Here is a 23,496-nt window from a genome sequence, read left to right on the forward strand (position 1 = left end):
CCGGTCCCCATTGCGGCGGCGATCCACCCGAGGGTGCAGTGCAACCACTGGACGGGCAGCTCTCACCGGCCGAAAACGCCGGTCCCCATTGCGGCCTCGCGGCGATGCCCGACCGTGCGTTGCTGTGCAACGCCTCTCACCGGCCGAAAACGCCGGTCCCCATTGCGGCGGCGATCCACCCGAGGGTGCAGTGCAACCACTGGACGGGCAGCTCTCACCGGCCGAAAACGCCGGTCCCCATTGCGGCCTGTCGTCATCTCCGGTTGGCTGCTCGGCCGGCGGGTCTCTCACCGGCCGAAAACGCCGGTCCCCATTGCGGCACGCGGTGCACCCGCACCTGGTCACCGAGTTAGCCGACGTGCTCTCACCGGCCGAAAACGCCGGTCCCCATTGCGGCATTCCCAGCGCGTCGCGCGCGATCCGGACGAGGCACTTCTCACCGGCCAAACGCGCCGGTCTCCATTGCGCCCCGGCGGTTTCGTCGTCCAACGTGCCGACGCGGATGTCCTCTCACCGGCCAACCACGCCGGTCCCCATTGTGACGTCAGGAGGAATCGCATCCACGCGTACACCGTGATCAACTGTCAGGTTCCCGGCTCACCGCAACCGGACCATCGGCGGCCGAGACTCGTCACCCGCGTCAACGACGGATACTGGGAGCCTCGGCCAGCGAGCCAGGGCGGCACACGCCTACACATCCGCCACAAACCGGCAAACGCGCCATGTCTGGCGAAACTTGGCGTAAGCTGGCGGCCATGGGAGTTTCGGCACTGTCAGTATCACAAGTACAAGTGACCGCCACGGCAGATGGGCGCGTGACGATTCCCGCCACGCTGCGGAAGGCCGCAGGGATCGAGGCTGGGCAACGACTCGTTGTCTACGTGGAGGACGGGCGGGTCGTGCTGGAGCAGTGGGAGCACCTGCTGGACCGCGTCCAGAGCAGGGTCGTGGCGGCAACCGGCGCGCACACCGGCCTGGCATCCGAGGAGCTGATCGCCGAACGGCGAGCCGAGGCCAAACGTGAGGACGCGAGCGCCAACGCCACGACGGACGGGCCTCCGGCGTGACGTCGATCCTCGACGCCAGTGCCGCGCTCGCCCTGCTGCGCCGCGAAACTGGCCACGAAGTCGTCGCCGAACGCCTGCGAGACGACCGCGTGCTGATGTCGGCCGTCAACTACTCGGAAACCGTTCAGAAGCTCGCCCAACTCGGCAGCACCACGGCCGCCGACGACGCCAGCGCCCTCGTCGCGCTCGGCGTGACCGTCGCCGCCTTCGACACGGACTCGGCCGTGCTCACCGCTGACCTCTGGCCGACCACCCGCACCGCCGGCCTCTCCCTCGGCGACCGCGCGTGCCTGGCACTGACCGCCTCCGTGCCGGACGCAGTGGCACTCACCGCCGACCGAGCCTGGCTCAAGGTCGACGGCGTCGCGGTCGACGTGATCCGTTAGACGCTGGCACTATCACTGTGGGTGCTCACGCGGACGCCCCGGCCCAGTAGCCATGGGCCGGGGCGTTTCGTGTGTTCAGGCGTGCCGGATCGCGGCCAGGAAGGTCGCCGCCCGGTCACCTGGCACGGTCAGCACCGGGCCGGACGTGTTCTTGGAGTCGCGAATGCCGAACACGACGGGCGTGCGGGCCAACTCGACGCACTCGCCGCCATTCGAACCGCTGAAGGTGGACTTGCGCCAGGCTAGCTCGACGCAGTTGCCGTTCTCTCCGCCGCTGTAGCTGGACTTGCGGAACTCGGCGCCCCGCCAGAGGGCGGGGTCAGTATGGATCATCATGTCACCTCCTTCAAGGCTCTCTTGATAATCCCACGTGACGCCCTCGGGCTGGCGGCGAGAGCCTGTAGCCGCGAAAGCGCGCGCCGGTACTCGGCGATCTCATCAGACTTCTCGATGTATCGACCACCGGTGAGTTGTTCCAAATAGACGAGGCCAGGATCGCCGTCCATTTCTGGCGGAAACTTCATGACGGTGAAGGTGGCGCCGTCCTGGCTCGGCGTGGCGTCCGCATCGAGCGGGAGGATCTGGATGTCGACGCGCGGACGCTCGGACATACGCAACAGGTGCTCGAACTGCTCGCGCATCACCTCGGGGTTGCCTCGCTTGCGCAGCAACACCGACTCGTCCATCACGGTCCACAGATGCACCGGATCGTCGTCACGGTCCAGGATCTTCTGCCGGTCCATGCGCAACTCAACCAACTGATCGACTTGTTCTGGCGACAGGTCGGGATTGCCCTTGATCACAGCCTTGGCGTAGCCAGGCGTCTGCAGTAGACCGCGCACGATCACCGTGTCGAAGCTGAACAACTCCGCCGCGCCGGATTCGAGACCGAGGAACAGGTCGAACCACGGCGGCACTACGCCGGAGAACTGCCTCCACCAGTTCGAGGACTTCTTGGCCGCCGACAGCATCTCGCGCATGAACGGGATGCGGTCGTTCTTGCCGTACAGCGCGAGCAGCAGTTCCAGGTCGCCCGCGGCGGGCAGACTCCCGCCCGATTCCAGGTTCGAGATGTGCTGGATCGTGCGATCCACCCGCTGTGCGCCGGCCTTCTGGGTCAGACCGGCTTCCTGTCGCCACTTACGCAGCGACAACGCGATGGCTCGCTTGAACAACGCGGGGCTGCCGCTCCTCAGCGGGGACGGCAGGGCTGGCTCAGTCATGCGCACACCTTCCTGCAATGAATCCACTTTCCTGAACTCAGTTCACCCGATCAGGCGATGCCGTCACGGTTGAAGTTCTTGATTCAAGAGAGTTGTATCTTACCTGAGCGGGTTCCACTCCTCCCTGACCCGGCCCGCTCCCAGGGGAGCCGCTCCCGTGAGCACCCGAGTCCAGGAGCGGCTCCCCTGGCCCACGACCAGACCGGGACACGATCGACATGACAGCGAGAGACGTGTTGGCACGACTGGGTTTCGTGCGCGAACCACACACCTGGACGGTGCCCGGCCGAGATGAGCACGGACACCGCGTGCGCCTGAAAGTGCGCGCATCCGAGACCGGCGTCTCGATCACCGTGCCCCAGAGCGGCGCGATCCGACTACACCCGCTCGACGCCGGCCGCCTGCGCCGCGCCCTGCGCGAGGCGGTGCTCGCCTACGCCGCGCTCAACCGCGACGAGACCGGATCAGCCGAGGTGACGCTCCCTCTCGCGTCATGAACCCCGGCGCTTCTACGTCCGCGCGCTGCGCACCGTGGAGCGCAGCGAAATCGGTGCCGGATAAGAGACGGCACACTCCGCCACTGCAGCCGCGACCTGCCAATCATGATCTTTGTGCGACGACACCCGCACACGTAGGCGCGAGCCCAGCGATGGATGTCCTGCCTATCCGGCCGCAAGCCACACAAGTATGACCGCAATGGGGCCATCGCTGGGCATCAAAGCGCAACAAACAGAGCTTACACAGGTATGAAATAGTTTCCTCATCAACTATCTGTAACAGAGTATCAGCTCTAGGTGATGTACAGCGCGTGACCGTTACCTTCAACGAGCTGGTGCGGCGAGCCACTGGCGGCGTCCACTCACCATTCCCGTACCAGGAGAGGGTGGCCGCCGAAGGGTTGCCCGACGTGCTGACGTCGCCCACCGGAACCGGCAAGACACTTGCTGCCGCCCTGCCGTGGTTGTTCCGGCGACTGACGCGCCCTGACGAGACCCCTCGCTGGCTGGTGATCGTCCTTCCTCAGCGCGCACTCGTGGAGCAGACGGTCGACAAGATCCGGGAGTGGATCGAGCGCCTCGGCGAGGACGTCCCGGTGCATGTGCTGATGGGTGGCGAGGACGCCGACGACCGCGAATGGAAGGCCCGCCCGGACCGCACGCGCATCTTCGTCGGCACGCAGGACATGATCCTCTCCAGGCTGCTCATGCGCGGGTTCGCGGAGAGTCGCTCGGCCTGGCCGATGAGCTTCGGGCTGCTGCACGCCGACGTCCAGTTCGTCTTCGACGAGGTGCAGCTGATGGGCCCGGGACTGCCGACTTCCCTGCAGCTACAGGGTTTTCGCGAGAAGCTCGGTACGGCCGCGCCATGTCGAACCATGTGGATGTCCGCGACGCTCGACCCGGCAAAACTGTCCACAATGGACTTCGATCGCAAGCCGTCGGTCATCGAGATCGGCGAGGACGACCTCGCCGACAGCGGGTTGGCCACGCGCTTAAACGCGACACGCACGATCGGCCGGCTGAACCTGTCCGAAGTGGACTCGAAGGAGTACCCGAGCGCGCTTGCCGACAAGATCGCGGCTGAACACAGGCCGGGAACGCGAACCATCGTCGTGATCAATACTGTCGACCGAGCGACAGCGGTCTACGACGCACTCACCAAGCGCCGCCCCAAGGCCCGAGTCGTACTGCTGCACTCCCGATTCCGGCCGTACGACCGGGAACGCCTCACCAAGGAGGTTCGTGAGGCCCCAGGCGACGACGGCGTGATCGTCGTCAGTACGCAGGTCCTCGAAGCGGGCGTCGACCTCGGGTCGACCACCATGATCACCGAGACCGCGCCGTGGACCTCGATCGTGCAGCGCGCCGGGCGATGCAATCGAGACGGCACCGCACGCGATGCACGACTGTTGTGGACCGAGCCTCCAGGTGGGCGAGGCAGTCATTTCCCCTACCTACCGGAGGAGCACGCGAACACCGCGACGGTTCTGTCCACATTGGACGGAGATGCGGTCACCGGTCTGCAACTGGCCGATGCCGCGACGAACAAGACCGAGCCTGAGCACCCGTTGTTGCGCCGCCGCGACCTGCTCGACCTCTTCGACACGTCGACCGACCTGACCGGCAACGACATCGACGTCAGCCAGTTCATCCGCGACGCAGAGAACCGCACCGTCTCCGTGGCCTGGCGTGCCGCCGACAACATGAACGAGGACAGCGGCGGGGCCGTCGGGCGGACCGAGCTGTGCCCCGCGCCGATCGCCGACGTCAGGAAGCTCGTCGTCCAGCCGGCGCGCCGCGCATGGGTTTTCGATCAGATCGAAGGCCGATGGCGGGACGCTGCCGCCGACGACGTCCGGCCGGGCGCGGTGATCGTGCTCGATGCCGTGAAGGGTGGCTACCTCCCGGACCGCGGGTTCGCGCCGCAGAGCACCACGACGGTGGAAGTCCTTGCAGCGCCTCGAGTTTCGGTCGAGCCGCTGGAAGGCGACCGGCAGCCGGCAAGGAGATGGGTGCCGCTCGGCGAGCATCTTCTGGACACCGAACGCGAGGCGGCTGCCCTTCTCGACCTGCTCGCGCCGGCCGGGTTGTCCGAGGAGCACCGGCAGGCGGTCGTACTCGCCGCGCGCTACCACGATCTCGGCAAGGCGCACGACACATTCGTCCGCGCGCTGGAGAAGGCCAATCCCGATCACCACCAGGACAAACCTGAGGCTCCGTGGGCGAAGTCTCCCGGCGGAAGTCGGCTCGAGTACGACCCCAAGTACTTCCGGCACGAACTGGCCAGCGCGCTGTGGCTGCTCGCCGACAAAGACCGGCTGCTTCCCGGGGTCCTGGAAAGCGATCTCGTCGCGTACCTGGCGCTGGCCCATCACGGCAAGGTCCGCCTGTCCGTGCGAGCGCGCGAGAACGAGGCGGCCGGGCACGTCCTCGGGGTTCGGCACGGATCATCGACGATGGACTTCCAGTTTCCGGACGGAACCACCGTGCGCGGGTGCGAACTTTCCCTGGAAGCGACCGAACTCGGCAGGGGCTCGCTGACCGAACGGGCATTGCGGCTGCGGGACCGTCCTGATCTCGGCCCGTTCCGGGTCGCCTTCTGCGAGGCAGTCGTTCGCGCCGCCGACTGGCAGTCCAGCGCCGGCTACGACGGAGGTGCCACGTGACAAGCGTGCCACTCGACGGATGTGCGACCGCGCCGCTGGGAAGCTATCTCGCGGCGCTCGGTCTCCTTCGCGCCGTGACCCGCACGGTGGACCCTGACGCTGCGGGGCACTGGCAACGGCGACGGTTCGTGCTGGACAGCCGCTACGCAACGGTCGAACACCTCGTCGATGACCTCCACGAGCACTTCACGCCGGAAGCGATCGTCTCGCCGTGGAACGCCGGGTCGGGATTCGCCGGTAACGGGAAGAACTCCACCGCCGAAGCGGCACTCGCGGACGTGCGCGCGTCCACTGATCCCCGCCTCGAAGTGCTCCGTGTGGCCGTACGCGCCGGGGACAAGGTTGTCGAGATCGGGCGGGACAAGGGCTGGGGCGGCAGCGGCGACAAACTGTGGGACGAGAAGCACAAGCAGGACGTGCTTTCCCTGTGTCGCAGCAAATTCCCCGACGACGCGCTGCCCTGGCTGGACGCGGCCGTGGCGCTCAACTCCGACGGCGATCCCGCGTTCAGCCGCCTGCTCGGCACAGGCGGGAACTTCGGCCGTCAGGATCTCTCCGTCACCTACCTGGGCCGCGCGCGAATCGCCTTGCGCGACAAGCGATCCCGCGCATGGCTCACGGCGCTGCTCACCGGCGACGAATCGGTGCCGTACCTACGGGACGCGGTCGGACAGTTCGATCCTGGACGGGCAGGCGGCATCCAGTCGTCCCCATTCGAGAAGGCAGACGACAGCGGGTTCGCCAACCCGTGGGCGTTCCTGTTCACGGTCGAAGGCGCACTGCTGTTCGCCACCGCGATGGTCCGGCGACACGGCGCGCACTACAACGAGGCGTCGCTGCCGTTCCAGGTGCGCGGATCCACCGGCGGATCGCCGACCTGGGCACCTGACGAGCCCACTCTCGGTGAGCTGTGGACGCCGATCTGGACCAAGCCCACCACCGTGGACGAGATCGCCCACCTGCTCGCCGAGGGACGCGCGGAGTGGAACTCCCGTCCGGCGGCCACAGGGCTGGACTTCGCGCGCGCGGTGGCCAACCTCGGTGTGGACCGAGGAATCGCCGCTTTCGAGCGGCACGTGTTCGTCTCCCGGCTCGGCCAGAACCCGCTCGCCGTGCCGGTAGGGCGCATGGAGGTACACCGCCGCCGTGGCGTCCGCGAACTCGCGCCGCTGGACAACTGGCTGGCTCGCCTACGCCGGGTGGCACTACCCGCAGGCGTCGCCAGTGCCCTGCGCACCCTCAACGCCGCGCTGTACCGACATGCCAGCACTGGCGCGGCGGCCGACCTGGTCGACGTGTTCGCCGCCGTCGGTCGGTGTCACGAGGCCGTCGCGCGGTCCGGCGACGTCCGCCGAGTCGTGCGGCCAGCCGTGCTGCGCGGAGCCAACTCGCTGCTGCGTCTGCTCTACGACCCGATCAGGGACGGTGACCAGCCTGAGCTTCGGATCGCTTTGGCGCTGGCGAGCGCACGTACGGACGGCGCGCCAGGCGCGCTCTCGCTGCGATCATTGCTGTCCCCGGTGACCGCGACCAGAAATCCACAGTGGACAGATCGTCCGACCCCCGCCCCGCTGTCGGCCGGACTGTGCACCGCGCTCGCCGAGGCGGCGCGGCGGCGGGCGTTCTCCGCGAACAGTTCCACCGCCGCACAGGATCCGGGCAGCGTCATCGGCGTCCCCCTCACCTTCGACAGGGGGCTGCGGGTAAGCCGAGGTGACGTGCTCGCGCTGCTCCAAGGACGGCTCGACGACGAGCGGATCCAGGACCTGTTGAGCGGGTTCATGATCGTCGACTGGGCCGGAACAGCCGACCAGTATTTGAGTGGTCCCAAGGAAAGCCATCCAGTTGTGGACCTGTTGACACCATTCGCCGAACCACGTCACGCCACGGCACAACTGCCCGGTGGACTCACCACCACGATCACCCCGCGACCCGCCGCAACCTGGCCGGCGCAGTTGGCCGCCGGGCAGGTGGACGACGTGCTCGCCGACGCGACACGGCGCCTGCGGATCGAAGGACTCCTCCAGGTGATCACCCCGGTCCCGACCGCCGTCGATGGAGTTCGGCTCGCGGCCACGCTGTTGATGCGACGCGGCCAGCCGGACATTTCCCGTGCTGTGCAAGCAATCTCCGTACCGCCCGAACACTGAGGAGAACCATGACCAGGCTCGTCTACGAAGCGGAACTCACTCCGATCATCGGCAGCATCTTCCAGCCGACCGGGTTCCCCGACATCGGCACAGCCACCTTCACCAGGTACCAGGACGGCGACAAGGTGCCGTCGCTACTCGTGGAGTCCGTCCAGTCGATGGCCAATCGGCTGGAGGGCACCGCGTGGGACGACGCCGCCAACGCACCGGTCGCCGAGGTCGCGGGACTGCCGTGGGTGCGCGTCGTCCGCGCGGGCAGCGACGAGTTCCTGACGTCCAGCCGCCTCGAGGCGCACCGGCTCGCATCCGCCTTCGTACGAGACAGCACACTCGACGGACGACCCGTGTTCGAGGTGATGACGGAGCGCCTCGGCCTGGCGAAGGACACCCCGCTCAACCGGCCGGCCATCGCCCGTGCGGTCGCGGCGCTCGACCCGTTCTGTCTGATCCACGGCGTGTTCTTCGCGAAGAAGGAATGGTGGGGGCAGCCGAGGTTCGAGCGGGCGGTGTCCGCGGTGATCGAGGCACACGACGTACAGCGCGCGGTCAGCGGTGGACGCAAGTCCGACCGCGTGCGGCACCAGATCGATGAGGACGCGGCCGGGGCCGCCGAAGGCTACGGCTCGATCCCCTTCCACCGCATCGAGTGGACGGCGAAGGACATCCTCGCGTCGTTCGTGATCGACACCGAGCTGCTGCGCTCCTACGGCCTGCCTCAGCCGGTCACCGAGACACTGGAAACGTTGGCACAGTGGGAGATTCGCACCCTGCTCGACGGTGGGCTGCGGCTGCGCACGGCATGCGACCTCAAGGTCACAGACGACCGCCGCCACCATGACTTGCCGTCGGCAACCGAGTTGCACGAGCGGCTCGGCGAGCTGATCCCTCAGTGCGGCGAGGTCTTCGGCGACGGTGAGCCGCTGACCGTCGAGTGGACCGCGCAGAAGAAGACGAAGAAGGGCTGACTCATGCCCACCTTCCTGGTACTGACCTTCCCGTGGGGCCGATATCACGCGACCCCGTGGGGGCGCCATGTCAACGAGGGCGCGGTCGAGATCCCTCCTTCGCCGTGGCGCTTGCTGCGCGCTCTGTACGCGGTGTGGCAGACGCGCGTACCGGAGCTGAGCGAGGACGTGGTGCACGGCCTGCTGAACGAGTTGGCGGCGCCACCGATCTTCCACGTACCGCGCCACGAACTGTCGCACACGCGGCACTATTACCCGGACGTCGCGCATCGAAACGGGAAGGGCAGTGTCGACCGCACGCTCGACGCTTTCGCCGTGATGGCACGAGGTGCGAGCCTCGCCGCCGAGTGGCCGTTCGAGCTGAACGACGAACACGCCGCCGCGCTGAGCCGGCTCGCATCGTCGATTCCGTACTTCGGCCGCGCCGACAGCCTGTGCACCGGATCCGCGCCGGCTCAGTGGACTCCGAACGACCACGAGACATGGGTCCCGCTGGACGTGGCGACGACGGTCGACCAGGACGCGGAGACCAGCACGGTGCTCGCCGCCGAAAAACCACTGCGGCTGGACTCACTGACTGCTCGTCCCGTCGACATTCGACGCGGCGGACTGCTGTTCCCAAGCGGCTCGCGACTCGTCGGTTACCAACGGCTGGCGCCACTTCCCGCACCGCGACCTCGTCGAGCGCCGGGCCGCCCGGAGCCGAAGGCGATCCGGTTCACCATCGCGCAGTCCGGTCTGCCACCGGAAACCGACGCTCTGGTGTACACCGACCTGCTCCGACAGGCTGCTCTGCACAAGCTCGGCAAAGCCCGCTGGGAGCGGCAGCACTCGATGCTCAGTGGCAAGACCGCTGCCGGTGAACCTCTGACCGGCCACCGGCACGCGCACTACCTGCCTGTTCTGACTTCGGAGCGCAGGCTCGGCGGCCTCATGGTCTGGGTGCCTGATGGCCTTCCCCACGACGAAGCCGACGCACTGACCAGAGTCATGGAATTGAACGGGCGGACCGTACGACGCGCAGTGCGAGTGCGCGTCGACGCCGTCGGCGACAGTGCGGCCGGACTCTGTCGACCGTCACGAGAATGGGTTTCGGTCACCCCGTTCACCCCGACTCGCTATCCGAAGGCCAAGCAGAGCTGGCACGAGTTCTTGAACGCCGAAATCGCTCGTGAACTGTCGATGCGCAACATCACCGTTGAGCCTGCCGTCGAGATCATCGACCGTGACTGGCGGGCATTCCGGCGGTACCGCCCGTCAGCACGGCTCCGTCAGAACCGGTCGCACGGCCAGGCAAACCGGCCATCAGAATTTCTCCGACTCCGGTTCGACGAGCCCGTCGCCGGCCCGGTCGCGTTGGGGCATTTGAGCCATTTCGGATTGGGGTTGTTCACGCCAGCCGAGGAGTAAGCCATGGAAGCGGACCTGATACCAGCGCGGATGGTCAACGAGTTCGTCTACTGTCCTCGGCTGTTCTACCTGGAATGGGTGGAGGCGCGGTTCGCCGACAACGACGACACTCGAATCGGTCAGCAGGTGCACCGGCGGGTGGATGTCGAGGCCGGGACCGCCCCGCTGCCCGAGGACGGCGATCTCCGCGAGGCCCGATCGGTCACGCTCAGCTCGGAACGCCTCGGCGTTATCGCCAAACTGGATCTGATCGAGGGCTCGGCCGGCACGGTCGTGCCGGTGGACTACAAGAAGGGCGGTCCCCAATCGGACGGCACTCCATGGCCGAGCGACGAGGTGCAGGTGTGTTTGCAGGCATTGCTGTTGCGCGAGCACGGCTATCGGTGTGACCACGCGGAGTTGTACTACGCGGCGACTCGGCAGCGGGTGCGGGTCGACCTGACCGCCGAGCGAGTGGCGCGGACCGAGGATTTGGTCGCGGACGCGCGCGGGATTGCCGACCGCGCCGTCGCACCACTGCCGCTGGTCGACAGCCCGAAGTGTCCCCGGTGCTCGCTGGTGGGTCTGTGCCTGCCGGACGAGACCAACGCGCTACTCGCCAGGAGGGACACGCCGCCTCGTCGCCTGGTGCCGCGCGATCCGGACCAGCGGCCAGTTTACGTGACCGAGCCAGGCAGCTTCGTCGGTGTCCGAAGTGGACGGTTGGAGATCACGAAGGACAAGGAGAAGATCGGCTCGTTCCGCATGCTCGATGTCGCGCAGCTCGCGGTGTTCGGCCGCGTGCAGATCAGCACGCAGGCCCTGCAGCAGTGTTTCGCACGGGACATTCCAGTGTTGTGGCTCGGTCCGGGCGGGTGGCTCAATGGGTTCGCGGTGGGCCAGCCGTCGAAGTACGTCGAGCTTCGTCGCCGGCAGACCGCCGTGCACGCACAGGGCGGGGCCGGTCTGGCGCGGCGGATGATCGAGGGGAAGATCCTCAACTGCCGCACCCTGTTGCGGCGCAACGCACGTGGTGATGTCACCCAGGTCGTGGCGAGCCTGAAACGGCTCGCCGACCAGGCACGTCAGGCGGACAACTTCTCGACATTGCTGGGGATTGAGGGAGCGGCCGCCCGTTTGTACTTCGCCGTCTTCCCCTCGATGCTCGCGCCGGTCGCAGGAGACATCGCGGCCGAGTTCTCGTCGTTGGGCCGGAATCGTCGGCCTCCGCTGGACCCGCTGAACGCGTTGCTGTCGTTCTGCTATTCGATGCTGACCAAGGACTTGGTGGCCGTGACACTCGGCGTCGGCCTGGATCCGTACCTGGGTGTGTATCACCGGTCTCGGTACGGGCGGCCGGCGCTGGCTCTGGATCTCGCCGAAGAGTTCCGGCCATTGGTCGCCGATTCGGTCGTCATCGGCCTACTCAACAATGCCGAGATCGGGGAGGGCGACTTTCTCCGCCGCGCCGGCGCGGTCGCGTTGACGCAATCGGGACGGCGGTCGGTTCTCAAAGCCTACGAACGTCGCCTCGATACGGAGATCCAGCACCCACTTTTCGGCTATCGAATTTCGTATCGACGAGTGCTCGACCTTCAGGCGCGCCTTCTCGCCGCAACCCTGGTCGGCGAGCTACCTGAATACAAGCCAATGACAACGCGGTGACACAATGGCGCGACGCAGATACCTCATCGCCTACGATATCGCCGATCCTCAGCGGCTACGTCGGATATGCACGGTCATGGAGGATCACGGTGTGAGATTGCAGTACTCTGTATTCGTGTGCGACCTGTCCCTTGCCGAGCGGGCAGAGTTGGAGTCAAATGTCACCGAGATCATGAACCTCGCCGCCGACAGCGTCGTACAGATTGACCTCGGCCCCACAGCCAGCCCGGCCGCCATCCGCACCCTCGGCCGCCCACGCACGTTGCCCGGCGCCGGCCCACAGATCGTCTGACGCATGCGAGCGGTCAGGTACCACCTCAAACCCCGGGGACCACTCGCACGCAGGTCAGCGCACGATTTCCGACCTCAGAGGAGGTACACACGCACTGAACCACCCGCCCTCGAAGCGACCGCTCGCAACCCGCCGCGTTTCCGCAGGTCAAGGCCCCCAGAATCCGCGAGCCCTCACCCTGGCGATTCCCCGCCAGCTCCATTGCGGCGAGGAATTGTGACCAACGCCAGCGCCGAGTGCGTGCGCGCTCACCCTGGCGATTCCCCGCCAGCTCCATTGCGGCCGTACGACCAGCACGGCCTTGTCGGTGTGGTCGAACTGCTCACCCTGGCGATTCCCCGCCAGCTCCATTGCGGCATGTACTCGCACAACCATGCTCCCCCGTTACACATCGGTCTCACCCTGGCGATTCCCCGCCAGCTCCATTGCGGCGATCAGCGCCGAGTCGCCCGCCAGGATCGCCCGGACCGCTCACCCTGGCGATTCCCCGCCAGCTCCATTGCGGCCGGTCTCCGTCGAGAGCGCGGCGGCCGAAGGAGACTGCCCTCACCCTGGCGATTCCCCGCCAGCTCCATTGCGGCATCTCGTCCTGAGCACCAGCATGCCGCTCGGTCTCTTCCTCACCCTGGCGATTCCCCGCCAGCTCCATTGCGGCATCCAATGGACTTCGTCCGCCACCACGGCCGCCGGGCTCACTCACCCTGGCGATTCCCCGCCAGCTCCATTGCGGCAAACTGCCGCTCGGCATCAAGCTGAACACCACGGTCTCACCCTGGCGATTCCCCGCCAGCTCCATTGCGGCGTCCACGCCCCTGGACGAGGCGGGCACCCATGCGCACCTCACCCTGGCGATTCCCCGCCAGCTCCATTGCGGCGAGCACCAGGCTGCGGCGCGCGGCCGACGCCGAGTTGCGGGCTCACCCTGGCGATTCCCCGCCAGCTCCATTGCGGCAACCGCAAGAGTTCGCGCATCTACCGCCCCGACATCCGGGCTCACCCTGGCGATTCCCCGCCAGCTCCATTGCGGCTGGTTCGCCTGGTGGATCAGCGCCTGAACGCGTTCAGCTCACCCTGGCGATTCCCCGCCAGCTCCATTGCGGCCGAGCAGTGCACGCGCCACTTCGGCGCGAGTCTGGGGCTCACCCTGGCGATTCCCCGCCAGCTCCATTGCGGCGCCAAGGCGTTCGGCCTGGAAACCGAGGAGAAGGACCCCTCACCCTGGCGATTCCCCGCCAGCTCCATTGCGGCACTACCCGCGTTACTCACACCGTTAGTCACACCGTTCTCACCCTGGCGATTCCCCGCCAGCTCCATTGCGGCAACCACACGTTGCCCGACGGCGTGAACGTCACCGTCTCACCCTGGCGATTCCCCGCCAGCTCCATTGCGGCAGGTCATCCCGTACCGAGCCGGGGCGCACGCGTCGCACGCCTCACCCTGGCGATTCCCCGCCAGCTCCATTGCGGCACAGCAAAACGGCGTACTGGCATGATGGGAATACGGTTCTCACCCTGGCGATTCCCCGCCAGCTCCATTGCGGCCGGTCGCAGCTCCTGCTCGGCGAGACGATCCGCGAACTGCTCACCCTGGCGATTCCCCGTCAGCTCCATTGCGGCCGCCGCCACGTGACGGTCGTCCTCCGGCAACCCGCCTCACCCTGGCGATTCCCCGCCAGCTCCATTGCGGCACGTGTGAGCGGCACCCGAACCTGTACATCCGAGATCTCGACTCACCCTGGCGATTCCCCGCCAGCTCCATTGCGGCAGATCGTTGGCCAGTTCACCGAGCGCGCTTTCCGGGTCGCTCAACCTGGCGATTCCCCGCCAGCTTGATTGCGCGCGTGATCGCACGGGAGCGGGCAGAACGGCGACGGCCGCCCGCTGGGCGATCGCATTGGCGGCACGCCAGGGCTGGCGCGGTTATGGTCGTGATCATGCGGAGGATTCCGCGCTGGTTGGCACGGGTGCCGATTCCGTTGTACCGGGCGGGTTTCTGTTCGGCGGCGGCTGGTGATGGTGGAGCACGTCGGACGAGTGAGCGAGGCGCGGCGGTACGTCGTGCTCGAAGTGCTGCTGCGCGAACCCGGCGGCGTGGTGGTCGCGTCGGGCTACGGGTGGGCGTCGCAGTGGTTGCGCAACGTTGTCGCGGCGCCTTCGGTGCGCGTGTGGTGGGGGCGGCTCAAAGCCGTGGCGAGTCGGGCCAGAGTGCTCGAGCCGGACGAGGGGCGGCGGTTCGGTACCGGCAGGCGCATCCGGGGCAGGCGAGGACCGTCGTGAAGGGCCTCAGGTTGCCCGAGTTGATCTATCCGGGGTCGCTGCCTGAGGACATCGGCGAGCGGGTTCCGTTGGTGCGCCTGCGTTTCGCGTGATCAGATGGCGCGCTGGTGGTCTTTCCAGTACGGCGCACGGAGGTCGCGCTTGAGGATCTTGCCGCTGGCATTGCGGGGCAGTGCGTCGACGATGTCCATGGTGCGCGGGCACTTGTAGCCGGCGAGCCGTTCGCGGCAGAAGGCGATGATGTCCTCGGCGGTCACGGCCCCGTCGGTCGACACGATCGCCTTGACCGACTCGCCCCAGCGCTCGTCCGGCACGCCGATGATCGCGGCGTCGGTCACGTGCGGGTGATCCGCCAGCACACGTTCCACCTCAGGCCCGTACACGTTCTCACCACCGGTGATGATCATGTCTTTGAGGCGGTCTTCGACATAGAGATAACCCTCGGCGTCGAGGTGGCCGACGTCGCCGGTGCGGACCCAGTCGTCGGGGGTGACGGTTTCCGCTGTCGCGTCGGGCTTGTTGAGGTACTCGGTCATGCGGTGCACGGTGCGGATCCAGATCTCGCCTTGCTCGCCGGTTGGCGCGTCCTCTTCGGTGACGATGTCGACGACGCGGACCTCGACGTTGGGCACCGGTTTGCCGGCGGACAGCAGCAGGTGTGCGCGGGTGGGGTCGCGGTGGTCCGCGGGCGCCAGAGAAGTGGCCACGCCGGCGAGTTCGGTTTGGCCGAAGACCTGGACGAAGTTCAAGTCCGGCCAGGCGTCGAGCGCCCGACGGAGCACGGGCAGCGGCATGGGGGCGGCGCCGTAGCCGAGGGAGCGCAGCTTGGCCAGCGCGCCGATCGCGGCGTCACCAGCGGCGAGAAACCCAGTGATCACCGGCGGCACGAAGAACGCGTGGGTCGCGCCGGCCAGCAGCGCCTTCACCAGCGACTGGGCGTCGGGTTCGCGAGTCATGAGGCTCGGCACGCCGGCGCGAATTCCGAAGAAGGCATAACAGATTCCGCCGACGTGGAACAGCGGCATCGCGACCAGGTTCTTGTCACCGTCGGCGAACGGGAACACGGTTCCGACATCGATCGTGTGCGTCACCAGAGCGTGCTGGCTGAGCACGACGCCCTTGGGCCGGCCGGTGGTGCCGGAGCTGTAGATCACCAGCGCGGTGTCGGCCGGCTCGACGTCCGGCGCGGGCGGTGTGGGCGTGGCGTCGGCGAGGAACCGCTCGTACTCGTCGTCGATCACGACGACGTGCTCCGCACCGGTCGCGGTGACCGCCGCGGACGCCAGGTCCGGCCCGGCGAACAGCATGTGCGCGCCGCTGTCGGTGTAGGCGTAGGACAACTCGTCGGCGGCAAGGCGCCAATTAAGAATCGCGATCCCGGCACCGATCGACGCGGCGGCGAAGGTCAACTCCAGGCAGGCGGGGTGGTTCTTGTCCAGGAACGCGATCCGGTCGCCTCGACCGATTCCGGCGGCGCGCAGACCTCCCGCGGCGCGGCGGATTCGGTCCGACCATCGCGACCACGTCCACCGCGTGCCCTGGTAGTCGATGGCGACCACGTCGGGCGTGGCCGCCGCCCACTTCTCGGCCCAGTCGGCGAGGAGTTCTGTGGTGGTCACCTTGGCCTCCCAGAAGGTAAACTAGTCCGCGCGGACTAGTTCATGGTCGGTGCACGAGGCCGAGGTGTCAACCGGGGAGGAATTGCCAATGCCGCGTCAGGCGCGGGGTGAGCGGATTCGTGGTGTCGCGCTGGACACCGCCATCGGCATCCTCACCGCGTCCGGCTACACCGCGCTCACCACCCGGGCCGTGCAGGAGGCCGCGGAGATGTCGCGCGGCTCGTTTCTGCACCAGTTCCCCACCCGTGAGGACCTGCTCGCCGCCGTGATCGAGGAACTCGTGGAACGCCGGGCCCACCGCGCGCAGACGATCATCGACCGGTTCGCCGTCGAGCCGCCGGCCGATCGGCTCACCGCCGCGATCGGCGCCGTGCGCGAGTTGTTCTCCGGCCCCGATTTCCTCGCCGAGATGGAACTGTGGGCCGCCGCGCGCACCAATCCGAATCTGCACGCCACGCTGGTGCCCGTCGTCGAGCGGATCAGCCGGCGCCTGCGCGCACAACTGGCCGAGCTGTTCGGCCCGAAGCTGACCGCGCATCCCGACTACCCGCGCGTGGCGATGCTGACCGTGGAGATCGCCAGGGGGCTCGCGTTCAGCGCGCCGATCCGCCGAGGCACCGGGGACACCACGCTGCTGGACTACTGGTGCGACGCGGCCGCCGCCATGCTCGGCACGACGCGCGCCAGGACCACACCGTCCCACCACGACGAGTTGCCCGTCTGACCTGGTTGTCGCGAGTCCCGCGCTCAGACACCCCGAGTCCCGCGCCCTGCACCGGTGCACAGCGCGGGACTCACCGGTGCACAGCGCGGGACTCGCGCGTTTACGGGCGGGACGGGGAGATGCGGCGCTGGAGGTACCAGGAGAAGTAGCCGTCGTACTTGCGCTGCAACTCGGGGCGTTGCCAGTCGCGACCGGTGATCACCTTGCGGCAGGTGAGATGCCCGCACGAGCAGTCCATCGTGTCGTCCGGCACGTCGAACAGCGCGTAGTCGGTGGTCAGCTCCTCGCCCTCGGCGACGTTCCGCATCGCGACGAGCAGCGTGTTGCCGGCGAACCCGACGTTCGGCTCGCACGAGTGGTTGATGAACAGCATCACCCGCTCGTACTCCTCGTCGAACTTCGCGACCAGGTGCAACTCCTCGGCGATCTGGATCTCCGAGTTCCGCAGACGCTCCGACATCCGGCGCAACTCGTCGGTGGTGACGATGTGACCGCCCTTCACCGCGACGGTCTCGCCCGCCACGATCGGCTCGACGGCCACGAGACCTCGACCGGAGATCGCGCTGTCCACGCCCTTGACGGCCTTCGGTGTGATCCAGGAGTCGACCATGGGCCCATCATGGCGAAAATCGTCGTACCCCGGTGCGACCATTCGGACCATGAGCACCGACGCCGAGGCGCTGGCCAACCTGCTCGCACAAGCGGAGCCGCGACTGGAGCGGGCGACCAAGTGGGGCCGGCTCACGTTCACCCTCGACCAGAACTGGCACCACTGGATCTGCCAGATCGCGGAGTCCAAGAAGGGCGCGAAGCTGGTGTTCCACAAGGGAGTTCTGCTCGACGACCCGGCCGGCCTGCTCACCGGTTCGGCCCGCTATCTCCGCGAGGTTTCCGCCGAACGAGCGCTCGCCGACACCGAGGCGATCCGCGCGCTCGTCCGGTCCGCGGTCGAGCACCAGACCGACATGGTCAGCTAACGGACCGGATCTTGTGCACCAGCAGCGCCCCGACGACCGTGACCACCCCGGCCACGCCGTACAGCACCGGGTACCCGCCGAGGCTCGACACGATCGGCGCGGCGATCACCGGCGCGAGCACCTGCGGCAGTGAGGTCGCGACGTTCAGCACGCCGAGGTCCTTGGCCCGGTCCACCGCGGCCGGCAGCACCTGGGTGAGCAGCGCGAAGTCCACGGAAAGGTAAGCGCCGTAACCGGTTCCGAGGATCGCGGCCGCCGTGACCGCGCCGGTCCAGGTCGGCCACACGGCCAGCAGCAGCGCCGCCACCCCCATGATCACGCCGGACGCGGACACGAAGATCTTGCGCTTGCCGACCCGGTCCGACCACACGCCGCCGAGCATCACCGTGGCGAGCACGGTCAGCGCGTTGACCACCGTCAGGATCAGCACGCCGGAGTCCGGATCGGCCAGCTTCACCTGATCTTTGAGGAAGAACAGCAGGTACAGCAGCGCGATCGAGTAGCCGACGTTCATCAGGAACCGGGTCAGCCACGCCCAGCCGAAGTCCGGGTACCGGCGCGGGCTGATCCAGAAATCGGAGAGTCTCATCCGCGCCGGCCGCTCGGCACGGCTGATCACGATGTCCTTGCGCAGCAACACATACGGCGCCACGGACAGCAGCACGAACACCGAGCAGGCGAGGTAGCCGCCCACGATCGACGAGCCCAGCACGGCCAGCCCGGTGCCGACGATCACGCCAACGGTCTGCGCCAGCCCGAAGTACCCGCCGGCCGTGCCGCGCTTGGCCAGCGGCACCTGGTCCGGGATCGCCGCCGACAGCGCGGCGAACGGCGCGTTCAGCGCGAGCTGCACCAGACACCAGCCGATGATCATCATGCCGACGCCCTGCGCGGAGGCGAGCAGCAGCAGCCCGGCCACCCCGCCGATCGTGCCGCCGACGATCCACGGGATGCGCATGCCGAACCGGGACGTCGTGCGGTCCGACAGCGCGCCCCACACCGGGTTCGCCACCGCCGACACCGCCGCGCCGAGCAACGCGACCAGCGCGAGCAGGTCCTCCTTGCCGGCCGGCGCGAACACGTCGGACTGCTTGGCGAGCAGGATCTGCAGCGGGCCGAACCAGCCGGCGAAGGTGCCGACGGTGGCCAGGCAGTACGCCGCGATCCAGCGTCGCGACACGGTCCCGGACGGCTCAGCCGAGACCTCGGCCGCGGTCACCGGCTCGCCTTGATCAGCTCGCGAAACCAGTGGTAGGAGTCCTTCGGCGTGCGCTTCTGCGTCCGATAGTCGACGTGCACCAGGCCGAACCGTTGCGCGTATCCGAAGGTCCACTCGAAGTTGTCGGTCGGCGACCAGTGCAGGTACCCGCGCACGTCCACGCCGTCCTCGATCGCCTCGCGCATGGCGGCGATGTGCGCGTCCAGGTAGTCGATCCGGCCCTGGTCGCGGACCCGATCGTCCGCGTCCGGTTCCTCCACTGTGGACAGTGAGGTGCCGTTCTCGGAGACGTACAGCGGCGGCAGCGCGTCGCCGTACCGTTTCGGAAACGCGCGCAGGATCTCGCCCAGCCCCGCCGGGTTGATCTCGCCGCCGAGGCCGGTCTTCGGGCCGTCGATTTCCGTTGGCACGAAAGGAATTTCCTCGCCCGATGCGGCGCTCACCCGGAACGGGCTGTAGTAGTTGACGCCGTACCAGTCCAGCGGCGTTGCGATGATCTCCAGGTCGTCGGCGACCGGTCCGGGCATCACGGTGGCGAGGTCCTCGTCCGGGTAGCGCCCGCGCAGGATCGGGTCCGACCACAGCCAGTTGGCCAGCACGTCGTAGAACTCGGCGGCACCGCGATCGGCCTCCGAGTCGCTGCCCGGCCAGGTCGGCGCGTGCGCGTTGGCCGTGCCGATCCCGGTCGCGCCGGCCGCCCGCAGCGCCCGCACGGCGAGCCCGTGCGCGAGGAGTTGGTGGTGCGCGGTGGGCAACGAGTCGAACAGCAGCCGCTTGCCGGGCGCGTACTCGCCGGTGGCGTAGCCGAGGAAGGTCAGCACGGACGGCTCGTTGAGCGGGATCCACATCTCCGCGCGGTCGGCCAGCCGTTCACCGACGATCGCGGCGTACTCGGCGAACCGGAACGCGGTGTCCCGGTTGAGCCAGCCACCGTCCTCCTCGATCGGCAGCGGAGTGTCCCAGTGGTACAGCGTCGGCACCGGGCGCAGGCCGGCCGCGCACATCTCGTCCACCACGCGGTCGTAGAAGTCGAGGCCCTTGGCGTTCACCGCGCCGGAGCCGGACGGCTGAACTCGGGGCCACGCAACGGAAAACCGGTACAGGTCTACGCCCAGGTCGCGCACGAGCGCGATGTCGGTGGCGTAGCGGTGGTAGAAATCGGCGGCCACGGCGGGCGAATCGCCGCCCGCGATCCGGCCGGGCTCGGCGCAGAACACGTCCCAAGTGGACCGTCCCCGGCCGTCGGCGTCCAGCGCGCCCTCGGTCTGGAAACCGGACGCGCCGACGCCCCAGCGGAACCCGTTCGGCAGCGGCATCGTCCGATACTGAACGCGAATAGTTCTCAGGTCAAGGTCGACAGGTATCTGGGCCGTGCGCGCGTGCTCTTTCCAGGCAGGGGCGACTCTGGCGAGGAGGCCACATGAGTGCGGCGAACTACCAGCTCCGCGGTCCGGGCATCGAGATCGACTACCGCACCGACGGCGACCAGTTGACCGTGCGCGGCTTCGGCGGCGGCCTTCCCGACGACGGCGCGACATTCCACAAGGTCACCCCGACCGCGACCGACGTCGGCGACATCGTCGAGGTGGTACTGCGGCGGATCGACCGGGGCGGCAACTCCTACCGGCTGACGCTGTTCCTGCCGCAGGTGAGCCTGCCCCAGGGCGGCGACACGCACGACGTCACCGGCACGGCCGTGTTCACGCACGACATCAGCGGCCGGTTCGCCGAGCCGCACGGGGTGTTGCAGACCTACGACGTCCGTCCGCTGACCGGCGTGATGTGGAACTGAGGAGGAATGGTCATGAGCGCGTCCAACTTCCGCCTCGGCGGCCCGGGTATCGAGATCGAGTACACGACCGACGGTGACGAGCTGACCGTTCGCGGACACGGCAACTGTCTCGAACGGGACGGGAAATCCTTTGCCGGCAAGGAGATCTCGCGGATGACCACCGGCTACGGCGAGCTGGTCACGGTGACCCTGCTGGACTCGTCGCGCAACCAGACGGCGGTGCGGCTGGCCGTGCTGATGCCGAGGGCGGTGCTGACCGGTGAGGACGGCAAGCGTCCGGTGACCGGTGTCGGGATGATCACCAGGGACTACCGGGAGGTGCTCGGCGGCGCGCCGCCGGTGCGCCACGACTACGACGTGCGCCCGCTGTCCGGCACCATGTGGGCGTAGGAAAATCTACGTCGAAACGCTGACTTCCCCGTCGGCGTCGCGGTCCACGCTGTGCCCATGGACAACACCTGGCTGCGATACACCCACCTGGAGAAGCTCTACGGCTATCTGCCCGGCATGGTGGCCAGCGCACCGGCGATCTTCGGGCTCGACCGGGACGAATACCAGCGCGTCCGCGCCACGTTCGACACCCGGGCCGCCGAGGCCGCCGAGGAGCTGCTGGCCGACCCCGAGTTCGCCGAGGCGGTGGCGCGGCTGCCGTTCGAGCCGGACCAGACCGTGCTCGCGGTCGGCGACAGCATCACCGACGACCTGCAATCCTGGGCGGAGATCCTGCGGCACGTGCTGGCCAAGGCGCGGCCGGACGACGAGATCACGATCGTCAACGGTGGTCTGTCCGCGCACACCACCGCGATGATCCTGCGGCGGTGGCCGGCCACCCTGGCGTCGACCAAACCGGACTGGGTGCTGTGCGCCCTGGGCGGCAACGACGTCACGCGCGTCGGGCCGGAACCGACCAAGCCCCAGGTCAGCACGGCGGAGTCGATCGCCAACCTGCGGCGGTTGCGGGAGATCGCCGCACACGTCGGCTGGTGGGTCTGGATCACGCCGGTGCCGGTGACCGAGGAGCGGGTCGCCGCGTACCCGTCGTTCACGTTCGGCCAGTCGACCTGGCGCAACGAGGACATCGCGGCGTTGACCGAGGCCATTCACGAACTCGAGGACCCCGTGGTCGACCTGTCCGCCGCGTTGGACACCGAGGCGCTGTCGGAGCTGCAAGGAGAGGACGGCGTGCACGTGACACTCGCCGGCCAGCAACGAATCACGCGCGCTGTCGTGGAGGCTCTGACCTAAGCCGCACTGCTTCCCCGCGAATCAGGTGCCACTTCCCGTGCCACCCCACCCCCGGAAGACCGCTCGACAGGCGGAGGAGATCGCCGCACCCGCCCGCCGAACAACGCCACACAAACCACCCCGACAACGAGCGGCACGTGCCCCGCCAACCGCGACCACTCCACATGCCCGTTCACGAGATCGGCCACCGAGAGAACAGCCAGCACCACCGTCAACCCGAACAGCATCGGCAGTTGACTGCGCGCCTGCCCCGGCCCCCGCGCCGCCCACCCCAACGCGACGGCGACCGCGAAGTTGAACGCCGCCGTCTCGTGGCCGACGTGTCCCATGCCGTGCGCCGCGCCGTCGACCGCGAACAACTGCCCCCCAGCCACCGCGAGCTGGCACGCCGCCACCGCAGCGAGCACCCACCGCAACACCTCACGCCACCGGCCCGGCCGCCGTGCGCCGACGGCAACAATCGGCGGCAGGTCCTCCGACAGGTCCGACGGCGCCATCCGCACCCGGCGAGTCACCTCGGCGGCCGCGTCCCGCCACGCCGTGCACTCCGCGCAGTCGGTGACGTGCGACGTCAGCTCATCCTCGCCGACGCCGGGGTCCTCGCCGTCCAGCGTCGCCGAGATCGCCTCCCGCGCCCGCAGACACTCCATACCGTCCAGGTTGTTACGAGCACGAGAAAAGTTCCCAGGCGGGGGTCCTTCGTTCGGGAACACCCCGGCATCCTAGGTTCGAGAGTGGACGGTCATCGTCGACACCGGAAGGGTGCTACGAGTGGACGACGACGAGCTCACCCGGCTCGCCTTTCGCGCCGCGCGCGGGGAAGCCGCCGCTGCCGAGGCACTCGTCGCCGCCACCAGGGGCCAGTTGCACCGGATGTTGACCTACCTCGCCGACCCGCGCGTCGCCGAGGATCTCGTGCAGGAAACCTATCTGCGGGCGTTCGCCGCGCTGCCCAAGTTCGCCGGGCACTCGCCGGCCCGCGCGTGGCTGGCCGCGATCGCGCGCAACGTCGCCGCCGACCATCTGCGCACCCGCAAGCGCCGCCCGCCGCCGGTGTTGCTGGGCGACGCGTCGGTCGCCGACATCGTGACCACACCCGATCACGGGCGCACGGTCGTGCTGCGCCAGCTGATCGCCGAGCTGGATCCCGAGCGGCGCGAGGCGTTCGTGCTCACCCAGGTGATCGGGCTGCCCTACGCGGACGTGGCCCGGATCTGCGACTGCCCGGTCGGCACGATCCGGTCCCGGGTGTTCCGCGCCCGCGACGACCTGACCCGGGCGCTGGCCGAGCGGGACGATCCGCGAGTCAACGAAGCCTGATCAAGTCCCGGGAACTTTCCC

At 68.1% G+C, this 23,496-nt stretch carries 23 protein-coding genes and 1 CRISPR repeat array; of the genes, 16 read left to right on the forward strand and 7 right to left on the reverse strand.

From position 1 onward, the window contains the following. Positions 1-755: 755 nt before the first annotated feature. Together EV193_RS02920 and EV193_RS02925 are read left to right on the forward strand one after the other, a co-directional pair. Positions 756-1,067 carry an AbrB/MazE/SpoVT family DNA-binding domain-containing protein gene (locus EV193_RS02920; protein ID WP_130342355.1) on the forward strand — a complete coding sequence of 104 codons (312 nt, stop codon included), beginning with the start codon at positions 756-758 and terminating at the stop codon, positions 1,065-1,067. Then, a complete protein-coding gene (locus EV193_RS02925; protein WP_130342356.1) occupies positions 1,064-1,453 on the forward strand; it encodes a PIN domain-containing protein in 390 nt (129 codons plus the stop codon). Before EV193_RS02920 ends, EV193_RS02925 begins: the two co-directional genes overlap by 4 nt. 75 nt (positions 1,454-1,528) lie before the next feature. Here EV193_RS02925 and EV193_RS02930 read toward each other — a convergent pair whose 3' ends face one another. After that, positions 1,529-1,789, reverse strand: a complete 261-nt coding sequence (locus tag EV193_RS02930; protein ID WP_130342357.1) for a DUF397 domain-containing protein — start codon at positions 1,787-1,789, stop codon at positions 1,529-1,531. Beyond that, positions 1,786-2,676 carry a helix-turn-helix domain-containing protein gene (locus EV193_RS02935; RefSeq protein WP_130342358.1) on the reverse strand — a complete coding sequence of 297 codons (891 nt, stop codon included), beginning with the start codon at positions 2,674-2,676 and terminating at the stop codon, positions 1,786-1,788. The genes EV193_RS02930 and EV193_RS02935 overlap by 4 nt, the downstream gene beginning before the upstream one ends. Before the next feature lie 218 nt (positions 2,677-2,894). Between EV193_RS02935 and EV193_RS02940 the strand changes: the two genes are divergently transcribed. From EV193_RS02940 to EV193_RS02975, 8 genes are all read left to right on the forward strand, one after another. Next, positions 2,895-3,173 (forward strand): hypothetical protein, encoded by a 279-nt coding sequence (locus EV193_RS02940; protein ID WP_130342359.1) that lies wholly within the window; start codon positions 2,895-2,897, stop codon positions 3,171-3,173. Positions 3,174-3,484: 311 nt separating this feature from the next. Next, entirely contained in the window at positions 3,485-5,842 is a 2,358-nt protein-coding gene (cas3g, locus tag EV193_RS02945) for a type I-G CRISPR-associated helicase/endonuclease Cas3g (RefSeq protein WP_130342360.1), read from the forward strand. Further along, positions 5,839-7,992: a type I-G CRISPR-associated protein Cas8g1/Csx17 gene (gene cas8g1, locus EV193_RS02950; RefSeq protein ID WP_165401188.1), complete on the forward strand. Its 2,154-nt coding sequence runs from the start codon at positions 5,839-5,841 to the stop codon at positions 7,990-7,992. Before cas3g ends, cas8g1 begins: the two co-directional genes overlap by 4 nt. 8 nt (positions 7,993-8,000) lie before the next feature. Next, a complete protein-coding gene (gene cas7g, locus EV193_RS02955) occupies positions 8,001-8,957 on the forward strand; it encodes a type I-G CRISPR-associated RAMP protein Csb1/Cas7g (protein WP_130342362.1) in 957 nt (318 codons plus the stop codon). A gap of 3 nt (positions 8,958-8,960) precedes the next feature. Beyond that, entirely contained in the window at positions 8,961-10,367 is a 1,407-nt protein-coding gene (gene csb2, locus EV193_RS02960; protein ID WP_130342363.1) for a type I-G CRISPR-associated protein Csb2, read from the forward strand. A gap of 3 nt (positions 10,368-10,370) precedes the next feature. Further along, on the forward strand, positions 10,371-12,011 hold the full coding sequence (gene cas4g/cas1g / locus EV193_RS02965) for a CRISPR-associated endonuclease Cas4g/Cas1g (protein ID WP_130342364.1): 1,641 nt from the start codon (positions 10,371-10,373) through the stop codon (positions 12,009-12,011). Positions 12,012-12,015: 4 nt separating this feature from the next. Continuing rightward, positions 12,016-12,303, forward strand: a complete 288-nt coding sequence (gene cas2 / locus EV193_RS02970) for a CRISPR-associated endonuclease Cas2 (RefSeq protein WP_130342365.1) — start codon at positions 12,016-12,018, stop codon at positions 12,301-12,303. A 172-nt stretch (positions 12,304-12,475) separates the two neighbouring features. Continuing rightward, a CRISPR array of direct repeats spans positions 12,476-14,142; the repeat unit is 36 nt; unit sequence CTCACCCTGGCGATTCCCCGCCAGCTCCATTGCGGC. Positions 14,143-14,315: 173 nt separating this feature from the next. Then, positions 14,316-14,579, forward strand: a complete 264-nt coding sequence (locus EV193_RS02975) for a nitroreductase family deazaflavin-dependent oxidoreductase (protein ID WP_130342366.1) — start codon at positions 14,316-14,318, stop codon at positions 14,577-14,579. 92 nt (positions 14,580-14,671) lie between these two features. On the opposite strand, the gene EV193_RS02980 is transcribed toward EV193_RS02975, so the two are convergent. Further along, a complete protein-coding gene (locus tag EV193_RS02980) occupies positions 14,672-16,198 on the reverse strand; it encodes an AMP-binding protein (protein ID WP_130342367.1) in 1,527 nt (508 codons plus the stop codon). Between the two features lie 88 nt (positions 16,199-16,286). On the opposite strand from EV193_RS02980, the gene EV193_RS02985 reads away from it, so the two are divergent. Continuing rightward, positions 16,287-16,922, forward strand: a complete 636-nt coding sequence (locus EV193_RS02985; RefSeq protein ID WP_130342368.1) for a TetR/AcrR family transcriptional regulator — start codon at positions 16,287-16,289, stop codon at positions 16,920-16,922. A 100-nt stretch (positions 16,923-17,022) separates the two neighbouring features. On the opposite strand, the gene EV193_RS02990 is transcribed toward EV193_RS02985, so the two are convergent. Next, positions 17,023-17,532: an SET domain-containing protein gene (locus EV193_RS02990; RefSeq protein ID WP_165401190.1), complete on the reverse strand. Its 510-nt coding sequence runs from the start codon at positions 17,530-17,532 to the stop codon at positions 17,023-17,025. Positions 17,533-17,581: 49 nt separating this feature from the next. Between EV193_RS02990 and EV193_RS02995 the strand changes: the two genes are divergently transcribed. Further along, complete coding sequence (locus EV193_RS02995; protein ID WP_165401191.1) at positions 17,582-17,899, forward strand: DUF1801 domain-containing protein; 318 nt, start codon at positions 17,582-17,584, stop codon at positions 17,897-17,899. Here the strand turns inward: EV193_RS02995 and EV193_RS03000 are convergent. After that, a complete protein-coding gene (locus EV193_RS03000; RefSeq protein ID WP_130342371.1) occupies positions 17,892-19,118 on the reverse strand; it encodes an MFS transporter in 1,227 nt (408 codons plus the stop codon). The genes EV193_RS02995 and EV193_RS03000 overlap by 8 nt on opposite strands. Continuing rightward, positions 19,115-20,434 (reverse strand): GH1 family beta-glucosidase, encoded by a 1,320-nt coding sequence (locus EV193_RS03005; RefSeq protein WP_130342372.1) that lies wholly within the window; start codon positions 20,432-20,434, stop codon positions 19,115-19,117. Before EV193_RS03005 ends, EV193_RS03000 begins: the two co-directional genes overlap by 4 nt. Before the next feature lie 104 nt (positions 20,435-20,538). Between EV193_RS03005 and EV193_RS03010 the strand changes: the two genes are divergently transcribed. The 3 genes from EV193_RS03010 to EV193_RS03020 are packed head-to-tail and all read left to right on the forward strand — an operon-like array spanning position 20,539 to position 22,155. Further along, a complete protein-coding gene (locus EV193_RS03010) occupies positions 20,539-20,910 on the forward strand; it encodes a hypothetical protein (RefSeq protein WP_130342373.1) in 372 nt (123 codons plus the stop codon). 12 nt (positions 20,911-20,922) lie between these two features. Then, positions 20,923-21,300 (forward strand): hypothetical protein, encoded by a 378-nt coding sequence (locus EV193_RS03015; protein WP_130342374.1) that lies wholly within the window; start codon positions 20,923-20,925, stop codon positions 21,298-21,300. A 57-nt stretch (positions 21,301-21,357) separates the two neighbouring features. Beyond that, positions 21,358-22,155: an SGNH/GDSL hydrolase family protein gene (locus EV193_RS03020; RefSeq protein WP_130342375.1), complete on the forward strand. Its 798-nt coding sequence runs from the start codon at positions 21,358-21,360 to the stop codon at positions 22,153-22,155. Here the strand turns inward: EV193_RS03020 and EV193_RS03025 are convergent. Then, on the reverse strand, positions 22,152-22,805 hold the full coding sequence (locus tag EV193_RS03025; protein WP_130342376.1) for a hypothetical protein: 654 nt from the start codon (positions 22,803-22,805) through the stop codon (positions 22,152-22,154). The two genes, EV193_RS03020 and EV193_RS03025, sit on opposite strands and share 4 nt — an antisense overlap. 121 nt (positions 22,806-22,926) lie before the next feature. On the opposite strand from EV193_RS03025, the gene EV193_RS03030 reads away from it, so the two are divergent. Further along, positions 22,927-23,475 carry a sigma-70 family RNA polymerase sigma factor gene (locus EV193_RS03030; protein ID WP_130342377.1) on the forward strand — a complete coding sequence of 183 codons (549 nt, stop codon included), beginning with the start codon at positions 22,927-22,929 and terminating at the stop codon, positions 23,473-23,475. Positions 23,476-23,496: the final 21 nt, after the last annotated feature.

This window comes from Herbihabitans rhizosphaerae, from assembly GCF_004216555.1.
Taxonomy (GTDB): Bacteria; Actinomycetota; Actinomycetes; order Mycobacteriales; family Pseudonocardiaceae; genus Herbihabitans; species Herbihabitans rhizosphaerae.